The following is a 14379-nucleotide window of genomic DNA, read 5'->3' on the forward strand; positions in this document are numbered from 1 at the left end:
CGGCGGGATGCGCGGCGTGCCGGTGGCGCGATCCGCGTCGGCCGTCGGAGGCGACGCCGGCAGGGCGGCCTCCGTCCGCACGTGGGCTGGCACGGGCGCCGCGGCCCCGCCTGGAGCGCGCCGCGCGAACACGTCCAGGCCCATCTCCCTGAGCCACTCCAGCTGCTGCGCCGACCAGGGCAGGCTCACCCGACGACCTCCGGCTGGTGCCGCAGGCGGCGCCAGATCCAGTAGCCGGGACCCGACAGCGCATACAGCGCGGTGATGCCCAGCAGCACGACCGGCGGGTCGATGGCGATCGCCACCAGCACCGCCACCGCCACCAGCAGCGCCAGGAAGGGCACCCGGTCGTTGCGCGGACCGCCGCCCTTGAAGCTGAAGTAGCGCAGGCGGCTGACCATCAGGATCGCGGCGGCCACCGTGACGGCGAGCGCGGGGTAGCGCAGGTCCTCGCCGCCGAGGCCGAAGCTGGTGCAGGCCCAGACGAAGCTCACGACCAGGCCGGCGGCGGCAGGGCTCGCCAGGCCGATGAACCATCGCTTGTCCACCTGCCCCACCTGCGAGTTGAAGCGCGCCAGCCGCAGCGCGGCGCAGGCGGCGTACAGGAAGGCGGCGGCCCAGCCGAGCTTGCCGGGCACGGGCCCGTCCAGCCGCATGGCGGCCAGCGCCCAGTGGTACATGAGCATGGACGGCGCCAGGCCGAAGCTGATCAGGTCGGCCAGCGAGTCGTACTGCACGCCGAACTCGCTCTGGGTGTTGGTCAGGCGGGCCACGCGGCCGTCGACGCCGTCGAGGATCGCGGCGACAAACACGGCGATGCTGGCGTCGGCCCAGTTGCCCTGCGAGGCGGCGATGATCGCGTAGAAGCCGGCGAACAGGCCGCCGGTGGTGAACAGGTTGGGCAGCAGGTAGATGCCGCGGGCGCGCGGCCGAGCCTGAACCTGCGGGGGCATGGATTCCATTTCGGCAGTGTATCGCTTGCCCCGCGCCGGGCGTGGTGCTGCAATCGGGCCATTCCGCGCCCTCCCGGACTCCGCCATGCGCCGGCCCGACCGCACCGCCCTGCTCCTCGCCCTCGCCCTGCTGCCGCTGGCGGCCCACGCCGGCGAGGTCTACACGTGGAAGGACGCCCGCGGCGTCACCCATTACTCGGACTCGCCGCCACCGGGCCGCAAGGCCACCACGCGCCCGATGAACGACCGGCGCCCGCCCGCGCCGGCGGCCCCCAAGCCCGTGGTGAATGCCGACTGCAGCAATGCCCGCAGCAACCTCGCGCTGCTGCAGGGCACCGCCAAGGTGGGCGTGGACGAGAACAAGGACGGCAAGCCCGACCGCGAGCTCACCGCGGCCGAACGGGCAAGCCGCCTGAAGCTGGCCGAGGCGCAGATCGAAACCTATTGCGACGCCCCTGCCGCGAACGCGGCCGGCGGCAAGCCCCGCGCGTGAGGGCCGCGCCCGGCCACGGCCGGGCCGGCGGCATCCGCGTGGCAGAATGGCCGGCTCCCGCGCCTTCAAAGCCACGCCGATGCGCCTGTCGCAGTTCCACCTCCGCACCACCAAGGAAACCCCCGCCGACGCCGAAGTCGTCAGCCATCGGCTGATGCTGCGCGCGGGCATGATCCGCAAGCTCGCCGCCGGCGTGTACACGTGGAGCCCGCTGGGCCTGCGCGTGCTGCGCAAGGTCGAGCGCGTCGTCCGCGAGGAGATGACGAACGCGGGCGCGATCGAGGTGCTGATGCCGTCGATCCAGCCGCGCGAGCTCTGGGAAGAGACGGGCCGCTGGGAAAAGTTCGGCGGGCAGCTGCTGAAGATCCAGGACCGCAAGGAGAGCTGGTACGCCTACGGCCCCACGCACGAGGAGGTCATCACCGACTTCGCGCGCCAGGAGCTGTCGAGCTACAAGCAGCTGCCGGTCAACTTCTTCCAGATCCAGACCAAGTTCCGCGACGAGATCCGCCCGCGCTTCGGCGTGATGCGCGCGCGCGAGTTCCTGATGAAGGACGCCTACTCGTTCCACGTGAGCGACGAGGACCTCGCCCGCGAGTACCGCAACATGTACGACACCTACGGGCGCATCTTCACGCGGCTGGGCCTGAAGTTCCGCGCGGTGTTCGCCGACACCGGCGCCATCGGCGGCAGCGCCTCGCACGAGTTCCACGTGCTGGCCGACTCCGGCGAGGACGCCATCGCCTATTCGACCGGCTCGGACTACGCCGCGAACGTGGAGCTGGCCGAGGCGGTTTCGCCCGGCGAGCGCGCGCCCGCCACCGAAACGATGCGGCGCGTGGACACGCCCACGCAGAAGACCTGCGAGGACGTCGCCGCGCTGATGGGCATCCCGCTCGCGCGCACGGTCAAGTCGGTCGCCCTGATGGGCCTGGACCCGGAGAACAACCCGCGTTTCGTGCTCGCGCTCGTGCGCGGCGACCACGTGGTCAACGAGATCAAGCTGGCCAAGCTGCCGGGCATGGGCGAGTACCGCCTCGCCACGGAAGACGAGATCCGCGCGCACCTGGGCGCCTCGCCGGGCTTCCTCGGGCCGGTCAGGCCGGCGGCGCCGATCTTCGTGCTCGCCGACCGTGCCGTCGCCGCGATGGCCGACTTCGTGGTCGGCGCCAACGAGGACGGCGCGCACCTGGCCGGCGTGAACTGGGGCCGCGACCTGCCTGAGCCGGGCCTGGTCGCCGACATCCGCAACGTCGTGGAAGGCGATCCCTCGCCCGACGGCACCGGCACGCTGGGCATCGCGCGCGGCATCGAGGTCGGCCACGTCTTCCAGCTCGGCCGCAAGTACGCCGAGGCGATGAAGTGCACCGTGCTGGACGAGACCGGCCGCGCCGTCACGCCCGCGATGGGCTGCTACGGCATCGGGGTCTCGCGCATCGTGGCCGCGGCGATCGAGCAGAACCACGACGAGAACGGGATCATCTGGCCGGAGGCGATCGCGCCCTGGCAGGTGGCGGTCTGCGTGATCAATCCCAAGGGCGTGGAGGCCGTCGACGAGGCCGCCCGGGCGCTCTACCGCGAGCTGCAGCAGGCCGGCGTGGACGTGGTGCTGGACGATCGCGGCCTGCGCCCGGGGGCGATGTTCGCCGACATCGAGCTGATCGGCATTCCGCACCGCATCGTGGTCTCCGAACGCGGCCTGGCCGCGGGAAGCTACGAATACCGCCATCGCCGCGCCAGCGAGGCCGAGCAGCTCGACCGCGAGGCCGCGATCGCGCGCGTGACGCGGCCGGGATAATCGCGCCGAGATTTACCGCATTAATCATGCCGGTTAGGATGGGCCGCCCGCGATTATCGGCGGCCCATTTTCATTTCCATTTCCGGAGAATCCCGTGGCATTCGATCTGAACAGCATGTCGGCGAAGGAGCTCGAGGCGCTGATCGCGCAGGCCAACAAGCGCCGCGCGGTACTCAAGAAGCGCAAGCCGGTGGCCACCGTGCGCAAGCGCCTGGAGCAGATCGCCCGCGCCGAGGGCTACTCCATCGCCGAACTCTTCGGCAGCCGCGGCACCGCGGCCCCCGCGCCGGCGCCGCGCGCCGCCAAGGGCACGCGCAAGCCCTCGAAGATGGCCGGCAGCAAGGTCGCACCCAAGTACCGCGATCCGGCCAACGCCGCCAATACCTGGAGCGGCCGCGGCAAGCAGCCCCGCTGGCTGGCGTCCTACACGGCACAGGGGCGCGCGCTGGAGGAGTTCCGCATCGCCTGAGGCGAGGCGGACCCGATATTCGACGCCGGCCCCGGGCCGGCGTCGTCGTTTTCCGGGCCGCGACGGGCCGCTCACCGCCGGCGCGCCAGCCTCGCCAGGGCCTGCTTCGCGGCGCCCGGGCGCGCCGACCGCCCCCGCGTCCCGCCCGCGTCCGGAGTTCCGCATGCTCGACCGCCTCCGCCCCATCGCCCGCCGCCTCAAGGCCCAGGCGCTGGTCGTGCATTTCGCCGCGCGCGATCCGCGCCTGCCCTGGACGGTCCGCCTGCTCGCCCTGCTCGTGGCCGCCTACGCGCTGAGCCCGATCGACCTGATTCCCGACTTCATCCCCGTGCTGGGCCTGCTCGACGACCTCGTGCTGGTACCGCTCGGCGTGGCGCTGGTGATGCGCCTGACGCCGCCCGAGGTGCGGGCGGACGCGCGCCGGCGTGCCGAAGCCGCCGCCGAACGCCCCGTCGCCCGCGGCATGGCGGTGGCGATCGTCGCCCTCTGGCTGGCGGTGGCCGCCCTCGTGCTGGCGTGGACGATGCGCCTTTCGCGCCCGGGCTGAGCTAGAGGTTGCGTCGCGGGGGCAGCAGCAGGTTGCCGAACAGCACGCCCGCGATCAGCGCGGCCAGCGCCGTCAGCACCGCCACCACCGCGGCCTGCCCGGCCCCCATGTCCTGTTGCTGGATCAGGCTCAGCAGCCCGCGCAGGCTGGTGCTGCCGGGCACCAGCATGATGATGCCCGGCACCCGGATGATCGCGCCCGGGCGATGCCACCAGCGCGCATACGCGTTGCCCGCCGCGGTCATCGCCAGCGCGGCGAGGAAGACGCCGGCTGGGCTGCCGGCCACCTCGCCCACCCAGCGCGCGATGAGGTAGCCCGAGGCCGCGGCACACATCACCCGCAGGTAGTCGCGCCGGCTCGCCCGGAACAGCACCGCGAAGGCCAGGGAGGCCAACGCCAGCGCGACCCATTCCACCGCGTCCGGCTGCGGACGCAAGCCCCGCACCTGCGGCTCCAGGCCCAGCAGTACGGCCAGCTCGATCGCCACCAGCGTGCCCACGGCCAGCTTGAGGACCGTGGTCAGGGCACCGGCGAAGCGCGCCGTGCCCGATACCAGCTGCTGGCCGGTGAGCTCGTTCAGGGCGTTGGTCAGCGCCAGGCCGGGAAGCAGCACGATGAGCGACGCGATGATCACCGTGTTCTGGTTCAGCGGCGCCACCAGGCTCGCCACCAGCACGGCGATGCCCGCGGCCAGCATGCCGGCGACCGCCTCCAGCCCCGAGGCAAGCCGCGGGCGCGTCGCCGAGGCCACCGCGAGCACGCCGATCAGCACCCCCGTCGTGCCGGCCACGCCGATGTCCAGCCAGGGCAACCGCAGCAGCCCTGCCACCGATGCCGCCGCCAGCCCGAACGCGCCCACCTCCAGCGCCTGCGTCGCACGCGTGGGCGGCGCGTCCAGCGCGCGCATCTGCGCCAGCGCGCCGGGCAGGTCGAGTTCGCCCGCGAGCACCTGCTCGGCGATACGATCGGTCTCGGCCAGGCGGTGCAGGTCGTGCTCGCCGGGCGACAGGCGCAGCACGCGCGTGGTGTCGCGCATGCCCGTCGCCCGCACCGGGTCGCTGAAGGTGAGGATCAGCCCCGTCGGGTTGGACCACGGCTCGCAGGCCAGGCCCAGCCGCGAGGCCACGGCGGTGAGCGCACCCTCGAGGCGGTCGGCCGTGGTGCCGTAACGGTGCAGGCGCTGCGCCAGTTCGACCATGAAGTCGACGCGTTCGGCGTAGCTGGCGGCGCTCAGGGGTTCGGGCATGCGGACAGGATGTCATGCAGGCGGCGTGTTCTGTACGTCCACGGCCGCCCTGTATGCTCCGCGCGAACGCATGACGACCTCCCTCCGCCCGCACGCGCCGCCCGCCGCCCACGTCGACGACGCGACGCCGGGGCACCTGCGCCTGTCGGGTGACTGGACGATCGAGCACGCCACCGCCCTGTCGGAGGCGCTGACCGCCGCGCCGACGACGTTCGATGCCGTGGACGCCACGGGCATCACGCGGCTGGACTCGCTGGGCGTGCTGCAGCTGCTGCGCTTCGCCCACCGCTGCGGCACCGATTTCCAGGCCTTCGACTTCCGCGAGGAGCATCGCGCCCTGGTCAGCGCCATCGAGGACGTGGCCGACGATCGCCCCCGCCGCCGGCGCGAGTTCGGCGTCGCAGCCGCGCTCGGGCGCATGGGCCATGCGGTGCAGGACAACGCACGGGAGGTGATGGCGCTGGTGGGCTTCCTCGGCGAGACGCTGGTCAAGCTCGTGCGCACGGCCAAGGAGCCGACGCGTTTTCGGCCTACCGCGCTGGTGCACCACATGGAGCAGGTCGGCTTCGACGCGGTGCCTCTGGTGGCGGTGCTCTCGTTCCTGGTCGGTGCCGTGATCGCCTTCCTCGGCGCCGACGTGCTGCGCGACTTCGGCGCGGAGATCTACGTCGTCGAACTGGTCAACGTGGCCTTCCTGCGCGAATTCGGCGTGCTGCTCACCGCGATCATCCTGGCGGGCCGCACGGCGAGTGCGTTCACCGCGCAGATCGGCTCGATGAAGAGCCGCGAGGAAATCGACGCGATCCGCACGCTGGGCATGGACCCCATCGACCTGCTCGTCATACCGCGGCTGCTCGCACTGCTGGTGATGCTGCCGCTGCTCACGTTCGTGGCCAACATCGCCGGCCTGCTCGGCGGCCTGGTGGTGGGCGCCTATGCGCTGGACATTCCGCCGGAGCAGTACCTGGCGCGAATGCACGACACCATCAAGGTGCGGCACCTGTGGGTGGGGCTGGCGAAGGCGCCGGTCTTCGCCGCGGTGATCGCGCTGGTGGGCTGCCTGGAGGGCCTGCAGGTTCAGGGCACGGCGCAGTCGGTCGGCGAACGCACCACGTCGGCCGTCGTGCAGGCCATCGCGCTGGTGATCGTGCTCGACGCGTTCGCGGCGTTGTGGTTCATGGTGATGGACTTCTGAGGCGGGGATTCGGGATTCGTGATTCGGGATTCGACAAAGCCAGAGCACGCCGCGACCTCGCGCGATATGCCGCGTGGGGAAGGCATCGTTTCCCCGGATCCCGAGTCCCGCACCCCCGCTTCCGTCGACCACGGGCCCGACCACCCCGGCTCGCCCGTCATCCGCATCCGCGGCCTGGTCAACCGCTTCGGCGAGCAGGTGGTGCACGACGGGCTCGACCTCGACGTCATGCCCGGCGAGATCATCGGCGTGGTCGGTGGCTCGGGCACCGGCAAGTCGGTGCTGATGCGTTCGATCCTGCAACTGCGCACGCCCGACGCCGGCGAGATCGAGGTGCTGGGCGTGGACGCGCGCAGCGACGATGCGCAGGCCCGCCGCCACATCGAGCGCAACACGGGCGTGCTGTTCCAGGACGGCGCGCTGTTCTCCTCGCTCACCGTCGGCGAGAACGTGCAGGTGCCGCTGAAGGAGCACCATCGGGAACTGCCGGACTCGCTGCGCTACGAGCTCGCGCTCCTGAAGGTCAAGCTCGCGGGCCTGCCGGCCGATGCCATCGACAAGCTGCCCTCGCAGCTCTCCGGCGGCATGCGAAAGCGCGCGGGCCTGGCACGTGCGCTGGCGCTGGACCCGCCGCTGCTGTTCCTCGACGAGCCCACCGCCGGGCTCGACCCCATCGGCGCGGCGGCCTTCGACCACCTGCTGCGCACGCTGCAGCAGGCGCTGGGCCTCACCGTGTTCCTCATCACACACGATCTGGACACGCTCTACGCTATCTGCGACCGGGTGGCCGTCCTCGCCGACCGCAGGGTCGTGGTGGCGGCGCCGATCGGGGACGTGGAGCGGTACGACCATCCCTGGGTGCAGGAATACTTCCACGGCCCGCGCGCTCGCGCCGCGCGCACGGCCCGCGAGAACGGGGGAACGCGCTGAATGGAAACCAAGGCCAACTACGTGCTGATCGGCGCGTTCACGCTGATCGCCTCGGTGGCGCTGCTGCTGTTCGCGCTGTGGGCGGCTAAGTATTCCTCCGAGAAGGAGTGGCAGCAGTACGCGGTGATCTTCGACGAGCCGGTCACGGGCCTGTCGGAAGGCAGCTCCGTGCAGTACAACGGCATCTCGGTCGGCACCGTGCAGACGCTGCGGCTCGCGCCCGAGGACCCGCGTCGCGTCATCGCCACGCTGCGCGTGCAGGCCGATGCGCCGATCAAGACGGATACGCGCGCCAAGATGTCGCAGAGCGGCATCACCGGCCCGCCCTTCATCCAGCTCACGGGCGGTTCGCCGAAGGCGCCGCGCCTGGTGGCGGTCGACCGCAGCGACGTCCCCGTCATCCGCACCGAAGCCTCGGCGCTGCAGAACATCGCCGACACCGCCAACCGCCTCGTCGCCCGGCTGGACGCGGTGCTGAGCGAGCAGAACATCCAGCGCGTGTCGAACACGCTGGCCAATATCGAATCGCTCACCGGCTCGCTCGCCGCGCAGCGCGAGGATCTGCGCCTGATCATCGCCGACGCCCGCGTGTCCAGCGCCGAGCTCAGGTCCACGCTGACGCGCGCCGACGACGTGGTGGCCGACGTGGACCGCGAACTCGCGGGCAAGCTGCCGGGGCTGGTGGGCAAGCTCGACAGCACGCTCTCGAAGCTGGAATCGGCCGCCGGCGGCGCCAATGCGATCGTCAACGAGAACCGCGCGGCCATCAGCGACTTCACCACCGACGGGTTGAGCCAGGTCGGCCCGACGCTCACCGAGTTGCGCGCACTGACGCGTGACCTGCGGCAGGTGACCGATCGCCTCGAAGGCGGCGCCGCGGGGTATCTGCTGGGCCGTGATTCGCCCAAGGAGTTCGAACCGGAATGAAGACGGTAACCGGGAACCGGAAGGCCGAGCGCGCACGCGCGTGGCCGCATGCAGCACTCGTGGGCGCGCTGGCGATGGCCTTGGCCGCGCCGGGCTGCGCGCTGCTGGGCGGGGGCAAGGACCCGGCGACGCTGTACGCGCCGCAGCCTGCGGTGCAGGCCGATGCGGCTTGGCCGCAGGTCGACTGGCAGCTGGTGGTGGCGTCGGTACAGGTCGCGCGACCGGTCGACAGCGTGCGCATCGCCGTGCGCCCGACGCCGCAGGAGCTGCAGGTCTACAAGGGCGCGCAGTGGGCGCAGCGCCCGGCGGAGATGGTGGAGCGCACGCTGCTGCGCCTGCTGGAGGACTCCGGGAAGATCCCCGCGGTCGCGCGCGCCGGCGCGGGCGTGGGTGCGGACTACCGGCTCGTGCTCGACGTGCGGCGCTTCGAGGCCGACTACGCCGGCGCGCAGGTGCCGTCGGCGGTCATCGAGGTCAATGCCAAGCTGCTGCACGCGCAGGACCGCGACGTGGTGGCCAGCCGCACCTTCCTCCGGGCCATGCCGGCCGCGGGCACCGCCGTGCCGCAGGTGGTGGAGGCGTTCGAGAGCGGGCTGGGTGCGATCGCCCGTGACGTGGCGGGCTGGACGCTGGCCACTGGCAGCGCGCACGACGGAACGGGGCACCCGTAAAGCGGGCAGGCATCGGGCTGGGGCAAGGGCGCGGACGTGTCCTTGCCCACCAGGTCGCTGCGGCGCCGCCGTGCCGGCGCTGTAGCGCGCATCGCGATCGGCGCCCCGCCGTAGCGGTGGGCCGTCGCAACCGATGCGCGTCCCCGATCCGCGTGGCTCTGCCTCGTAAGTGCGTGTCGTCCTCCAGCCGCGGGTCGGCTCACCTCCGCGGCGCGCCCCGCCCGGGGCTCCGCGGATGCGAACCTGCCCGCCGTCACGCATCCGCGTCATGCACGACGTGCCGGAACGTGAGGTTGATCCGCGGCCCGACGGGCCGGCGCGTACGCGGCAGCGCATGCCGACAGGCCGCCTGCGTGGCGCCGGCCATCACCAGCAGGCTCCCGTGCGGCAGGTCCAGCGCCAGCCTCGCAGGCCCCTGGCGCGTACGCAGCAGGAACCGCCGGGTCGCGCCGAGACTCACCGAGGCGATCACCGGGGCCGGGCCGAGTTCGGCCTCGTCGTCCGCGTGCCAACCCATGGCGTCCGCGCCGTCGCGGTACAGATTCGCAAGCACACTGTTGAAGGGCACGTCGAGCTCGGCCGCCAGGCGCGCGCGCAGCGCATCCAGCGCGGGCGTCCAGGGCCGGGGCGCGCGCACCAGGCCCGAATAGCGGTAGGCGGCGTCGCCCATCCAGCAGCTCAGGCGGGGCGCAGGCACTTCGCGGCCGAACAGCCGCACCGGGTGGTTCTCCCAGGGCAGGCCCGCGTGCAGCAGGTCGAACAGGCGGTCGGCCTCGGTGGCCGGCAGCCAGGCGGGATCCAGGCGCAGCTCGGCGCCCGGCAGTGTCAACGGCTCGAGCATGCGGCGACGCTAGCACGCGCTGCGGGCCACCCCACCGGCCACCACAGCCCCGCGCCGTCCCGTGATTGGCGCCCACCGCGCAAGGCGCGACAATGTCCGGCCAGCCCGCGGAGAGCCCCATGAGCCAGCCCGATATCGAACGCGACGTGATGGAGTACGACGTCGTCACCGTCGGCGCGGGGCCGGCGGGGCTGTCGTTCGCGATCCGCCTGAAGCAGCTCAACCCCGACATCTCGGTCTGCGTGATCGAGAAAGCCTCCACGATCGGCGCCCACATCCTGTCGGGTGCAGTCATCGAGACGGGCCCGCTGGATGCCCTGCTGCCCAACTGGCGCGACAACCCGCCGCCGATCTGCGTGCCCGCCACCGAGGACGAGTTCTGGCTGCTGTCGAAGACCGGCGCGCGCAAGCTGCCCGTGCCGCCGGGCATGAACAACCACGGCAACGTGATCGTGAGCCTGTCGGCGATGTGCGCCTGGCTCGCACCGCAGGCCGAGGCGCTGGGCGTCGAGATCTACCCGGGCTTCGCCGCGGCCGAAACGCTGCACGACGAGTCCGGCGCCGTGATCGGCGTGCGCATCGGCGACATGGGCGTGGCGAAGGACGGCTCGCACAAGCCCGGCTACACGCCCGGCATCGACATCCGCGCCAAGGTCACCGTGCTCGCCGAGGGCGCGCGCGGGCACCTGACCAAGCGTCTGGTCAAGCAGTTCCGGCTCGACGAAGGCCACGACCCGCAGACCTACTCCATCGGCATCAAGGAGCTCTGGCAGGTGCCGGAGGAGCGCGTGCAGCCCGGCAAGATCGTGCACACGCTCGGCTGGCCGGCCGACACGTCTACCTACGGCGGCAGCTTCCTCTACCACCTCGACAAGGGCCGCATCGCGCTCGGCTTCGTCAGTGGGCTCGATTACAAGGATCCGAACTACAAACCGTGGGAAGCCTTCCAGCAGTGGAAGAACCATCCGATGGTGAAGCCGCTGCTCGAGGGCGGCACGATCGTCTCCGCCGGCGCGCGCGCGATCGTCACGGGCGGCTGGCAGTCCCTGCCCACGTGCGAGATGCCCGGCGCGATCCTGATCGGCGACACCGCGGGCCTGCTCAACGTGCCGAAGATCAAGGGCACGCACCAGGCGATCCGCTCGGGGATGCTCGCCGCCGAACACCTCGTCGCGACGCAGCTCTCGCCCGCCGGCTGGGACGCCACCCTGCGCGGTTCCGCCGCGATGGCCGAGCTGCATACCGTCCGCAACGTCAAGCCCGGCTTCAAGCGCGGCCTCTGGTTCGGCCTGCTCAATGCGGCCTGGGAAACGGTGACGCGCGGCAAGTCCCCGTGGACACTGCGCAACAAGCCCGACTGGTGCCAGATGGAGAAGCTGGCCGAGTACGACAGCCCCGACCGCGGCTGGGGCGAACGCACGCTCCCCCCGCGCGACCGCCTCGCCGGCGTCTACTTCGCCGCCACCGAGCACGACGAGGACCAGCCCGTGCACCTCAAGGTGCTCGACACCTCGATCTGCGTCTCACGCTGCACCGAGGAGTACGGCAACCCCTGCACCCGCTTCTGCCCCGCCGGCGTCTACGAGATCGTCGAGGACGCCAGCAGCGAAGGCACCGGCCGCCGCCTGCAGATCAACGCGGCGAACTGCGTGCACTGCAAGACCTGCGACATCAAGGACCCCTACGAGATCATCAACTGGGTGACGCCGGAGGGTGGAGCGGGGCCGAATTACCAGATGCTCTAGCCATCGGAGCGGGGGCTGACCGGCGCGCATCCACAACAGGCATGTGCGCGATCTCTCGCACCGATTCGAAGCGCTGGGCATCCGCATCGATCAATGGCGCCGCGTCCGAGCCGCCGATGCTGCGGCGCGTCTGTTCGTCGCACACGTAAGGCGAGGGCGCGCGGGCACGCAACGTGATCGGTCATCAGCTGGTCGTGCACGCTGCGACGAACGCCTGACCGAACTCCGGCAGAACCGAAACCACCGAAGCCGAACCAGCGGACGCGTTCTAGCCTTTACGGACTACGCCGCGTTGAGCAAGCCCGCGCGCCGTGTCTTCACCGGATGCGCGGCTCGATCAATTGCCAAGGTGCCGCAGGCAGGACCTTGGTCGCTCGGGGTGCGAGATAGATTCCCGATGACGTCGCCAGGTAGATGTTGACGCTCCGGCTGGCATTCGGATTGAGCAGGTCGGCGAGGCCGTCACCGTTGGCATCGATAGCGCCATTCCAACGGCCGTCGACCGTCGTGCCGCCAGTCGCTGTATAGGTGGTGCCGTTCATTAGCCAGCTGTAAGCGTAGTTGGACAAGCTGAACGAACTGCGCGCCGTAAAAAACAGGTCGTCGCGGCCGTCGCCGTTGGCGTCACCCAGACCACCATACGAGTGCTTCTCGTATGGGTCATACATGCCCCGCGTCGGATACCAGTTGTGCTGGCCGACATGCACGGACGGCGCGAAGCTGCCGGTTACGAGCGATAGCGAGACGTTGTAGATGCTGTTGTACAGGCGGCTGAACCCGTTGGGTGGCGGGTTGGCGGCATCCACCCAACTCGACTCGTTGTCCACCGTCAGCACGTCCGCCATGCCATCGCCATTGAAGTCGCCAAGGGCAAGCGGGCGATGCGCCGCCTGCAGGAAAGCGTTGCCGCCCTTTCCGCCGACGATCTCCGCCCCGCTCATCAGCCAGGCATAGATCTCCTTCTTCTCCGTGTCGAACCAGAGCACGTCGACACGGCTGTCTGCATCGAGGTCGCCCAGCCCGCCGAACGACCATTTCGATTCGGGTCGATCGGCGACGCGGACGCTCGCAGCGAACCCCCCGTCCGGACGCGCGAGCGAAAGGCGTACCTCCGCGCCGTCGGTGGAGAACACGTCCACGCGGCCATCGCCGTTGAAGTCGCCGGTGGCCAGCGGTGCGAAGCCCGGCGGCAGGACCGTGCCGCCCTGCTCCTTCGCCACCGTGGCGCCGTCGAGGATCCACGCATACAGCTCGCGCGTCTGCGTGTTGAAGAACAGCATGTCGCCCTTGCCGTCGCCATCGACGTCGCCGCGCACGGCGGGCTTCGGGCGCTCGACGTCGTCGACGAACTTCCAGCCGGCGAACGGCACGCGGCCGATCGTCGTGGCTGCGCCGAATCCGCCGTCCGCGCGCGCGGTGGCGACGCGGATGTCGCCCTCACCCGTGTAGACCAGGTCCGCGCGGCCGTCGCCGTCGACGTCGCCGGTCGCCATCGTGCGGCCCCGGTCAGGCAGGAACGTGCCGCCCTGCCCACCCACGATGGTCGTGCTGGACATGAGCCAGCTGTAGACCTCGCGCGTGGCGGTGTTGTGCCAGAGCACGTCGGTGCGGCCATCGCCATTGAGATCGCCCGTGCCGCCGAAACGCCACTCCGACGGCGGACGCGACTGTACGAGTATCGGCTCGCCGATGATCCAACCGGTGCCAGCCCGAGGGCCGAAGGAGATGCGCACCTCGCTCGGGCTGGCGGAGAGGATGTCGCCGCGACCGTCGCCGTCGAAGTCGCCGCCCGCGAGCGCGGTATAGCCGGCCGGCAGGTAGGCGCCGCCCTGGCCGGCGAAGATCGCAGCGCCGTCCATCAGCCAGTAGTACAGCTCGCCGGAGCCACGGTGATGCCAGACGAGGTCGGACTTGCCGTCGCCATTGATGTCGGTGATCCCCGCGAGCGTCCACACGCCGGGTGGCCGCGCGGCCACCACCTGGCTCGCGGCGAAGGTCCAGCCCGATGCCAGGGCGATGCGGACTTCGCTGCTGCTCGCTGAAACCACGTCGGCGCGGCCGTCGCCGTTGAAGTCGCCGCTGCCCAAGGCGGTGTGGCCGATCGGCAGATGCGCGCCGCTGTTCTCGCCCACGACTCCACCGGGGCCCATCAGCCAGTAATAGAGCTCGCCGGAGTTGACGTTGTGCCAGACGATGTCCGATCGCGCGTCGAGGTTGACGTCGCGCGCCGCGCCGGCTGGGCGGGCCGCCATGGCGGTGCCGGATTTGGAAACACGCGCGTTCGCGACGATCGTACGCATGTCCGGGCCCGGCATGGGCACCGACTGCGCGGGGGACAGTGCGCGGGCACGGGACTGCATGGCCCGGCCGCCCTTCTCCTGGACCGATGGGGCCTCGCCCGGGTTCCCGGGACAGCCGGTGAGCAACAGCACGCCGGCGAAGACTACGAGCACGGGACGCATCATCTGCGGACCTTCCATGGAGGACTGCTCCGGATACTGCCCCGCGGCAGCTTCGGCTGCAAACCGCTTCAGTGCGGCCGACCACTCGGGTCGCAGCCGGTG

Annotated in this window: 14 protein-coding genes; 9 read left to right on the forward strand and 5 right to left on the reverse strand. The window is 71.1% G+C overall.

Annotated features, from left to right (window positions below; translation table 11 throughout):
- The coding region (locus EYQ95_RS26600) for a hypothetical protein (protein ID WP_207916514.1) at nucleotides 1-189 on the reverse strand (189 nt) is incomplete at its 3' end.
- On the reverse strand, nucleotides 186-953 hold the full coding sequence (gene pssA / locus EYQ95_RS18315) for a CDP-diacylglycerol--serine O-phosphatidyltransferase (RefSeq protein ID WP_132329086.1): 768 nt from the start codon (nucleotides 951-953) through the stop codon (nucleotides 186-188). The genes pssA and EYQ95_RS26600, both read right to left, overlap by 4 nt.
- An 85-nt stretch (nucleotides 954-1038) precedes the next feature.
- On the opposite strand from pssA, the gene EYQ95_RS18320 reads away from it, so the two are divergent.
- The 4 genes from EYQ95_RS18320 to EYQ95_RS18335 all read left to right on the forward strand — a co-directional run bounded on the left by EYQ95_RS18320 (nucleotide 1039) and on the right by EYQ95_RS18335 (nucleotide 4260).
- Nucleotides 1039-1446: a DUF4124 domain-containing protein gene (locus EYQ95_RS18320; RefSeq protein WP_132328990.1), complete on the forward strand. Its 408-nt coding sequence runs from the start codon at nucleotides 1039-1041 to the stop codon at nucleotides 1444-1446.
- A 79-nt stretch (nucleotides 1447-1525) separates the two neighbouring features.
- Nucleotides 1526-3244 (forward strand): proline--tRNA ligase, encoded by a 1719-nt coding sequence (locus EYQ95_RS18325; RefSeq protein WP_132329088.1) that lies wholly within the window; start codon nucleotides 1526-1528, stop codon nucleotides 3242-3244.
- Nucleotides 3245-3338: 94 nt separating this feature from the next.
- Entirely contained in the window at nucleotides 3339-3713 is a 375-nt protein-coding gene (locus tag EYQ95_RS18330) for an H-NS family nucleoid-associated regulatory protein (RefSeq protein WP_132328992.1), read from the forward strand.
- Between the two features lie 163 nt (nucleotides 3714-3876).
- A complete protein-coding gene (locus tag EYQ95_RS18335) occupies nucleotides 3877-4260 on the forward strand; it encodes a DUF1232 domain-containing protein (protein ID WP_132328994.1) in 384 nt (127 codons plus the stop codon).
- Between the two features lies 1 nt (nucleotide 4261).
- On the opposite strand, the gene EYQ95_RS18340 is transcribed toward EYQ95_RS18335, so the two are convergent.
- Nucleotides 4262-5506: a threonine/serine exporter ThrE family protein gene (locus EYQ95_RS18340; RefSeq protein WP_132328996.1), complete on the reverse strand. Its 1245-nt coding sequence runs from the start codon at nucleotides 5504-5506 to the stop codon at nucleotides 4262-4264.
- Nucleotides 5507-5576: 70 nt separating this feature from the next.
- Here EYQ95_RS18340 and EYQ95_RS18345 point away from each other — a divergent pair, with 70 nt between their 5' ends.
- From EYQ95_RS18345 to EYQ95_RS18360, 4 genes are all read left to right on the forward strand, one after another.
- Nucleotides 5577-6701: an MlaE family lipid ABC transporter permease subunit gene (locus tag EYQ95_RS18345; RefSeq protein WP_132328998.1), complete on the forward strand. Its 1125-nt coding sequence runs from the start codon at nucleotides 5577-5579 to the stop codon at nucleotides 6699-6701.
- A 66-nt stretch (nucleotides 6702-6767) separates the two neighbouring features.
- On the forward strand, nucleotides 6768-7631 hold the full coding sequence (locus EYQ95_RS18350; protein ID WP_132329090.1) for an ABC transporter ATP-binding protein: 864 nt from the start codon (nucleotides 6768-6770) through the stop codon (nucleotides 7629-7631).
- Nucleotides 7632-8558 carry an MlaD family protein gene (locus EYQ95_RS18355; protein WP_132329000.1) on the forward strand — a complete coding sequence of 309 codons (927 nt, stop codon included), beginning with the start codon at nucleotides 7632-7634 and terminating at the stop codon, nucleotides 8556-8558.
- Nucleotides 8555-9229: an ABC-type transport auxiliary lipoprotein family protein gene (locus EYQ95_RS18360; protein ID WP_132329002.1), complete on the forward strand. Its 675-nt coding sequence runs from the start codon at nucleotides 8555-8557 to the stop codon at nucleotides 9227-9229. Before EYQ95_RS18355 ends, EYQ95_RS18360 begins: the two co-directional genes overlap by 4 nt.
- A 253-nt stretch (nucleotides 9230-9482) precedes the next feature.
- On the opposite strand, the gene EYQ95_RS18365 is transcribed toward EYQ95_RS18360, so the two are convergent.
- Nucleotides 9483-10070, reverse strand: coding sequence for an alpha-ketoglutarate-dependent dioxygenase AlkB (locus tag EYQ95_RS18365; RefSeq protein WP_132329004.1), 588 nt, complete (start codon nucleotides 10068-10070; stop codon nucleotides 9483-9485).
- A gap of 119 nt (nucleotides 10071-10189) precedes the next feature.
- Between EYQ95_RS18365 and EYQ95_RS18370 the strand changes: the two genes are divergently transcribed.
- Nucleotides 10190-11815: an electron transfer flavoprotein-ubiquinone oxidoreductase gene (locus tag EYQ95_RS18370; RefSeq protein WP_132329006.1), complete on the forward strand. Its 1626-nt coding sequence runs from the start codon at nucleotides 10190-10192 to the stop codon at nucleotides 11813-11815.
- Nucleotides 11816-12132: 317 nt separating this feature from the next.
- Here the strand turns inward: EYQ95_RS18370 and EYQ95_RS18375 are convergent, their stop codons facing one another.
- Entirely contained in the window at nucleotides 12133-14295 is a 2163-nt protein-coding gene (locus EYQ95_RS18375; RefSeq protein WP_132329008.1) for a VCBS repeat-containing protein, read from the reverse strand.
- Nucleotides 14296-14379 lie beyond the last annotated feature (84 nt).

The sequence above is a fragment of the Lysobacter sp. N42 genome (genome assembly GCF_004344885.1).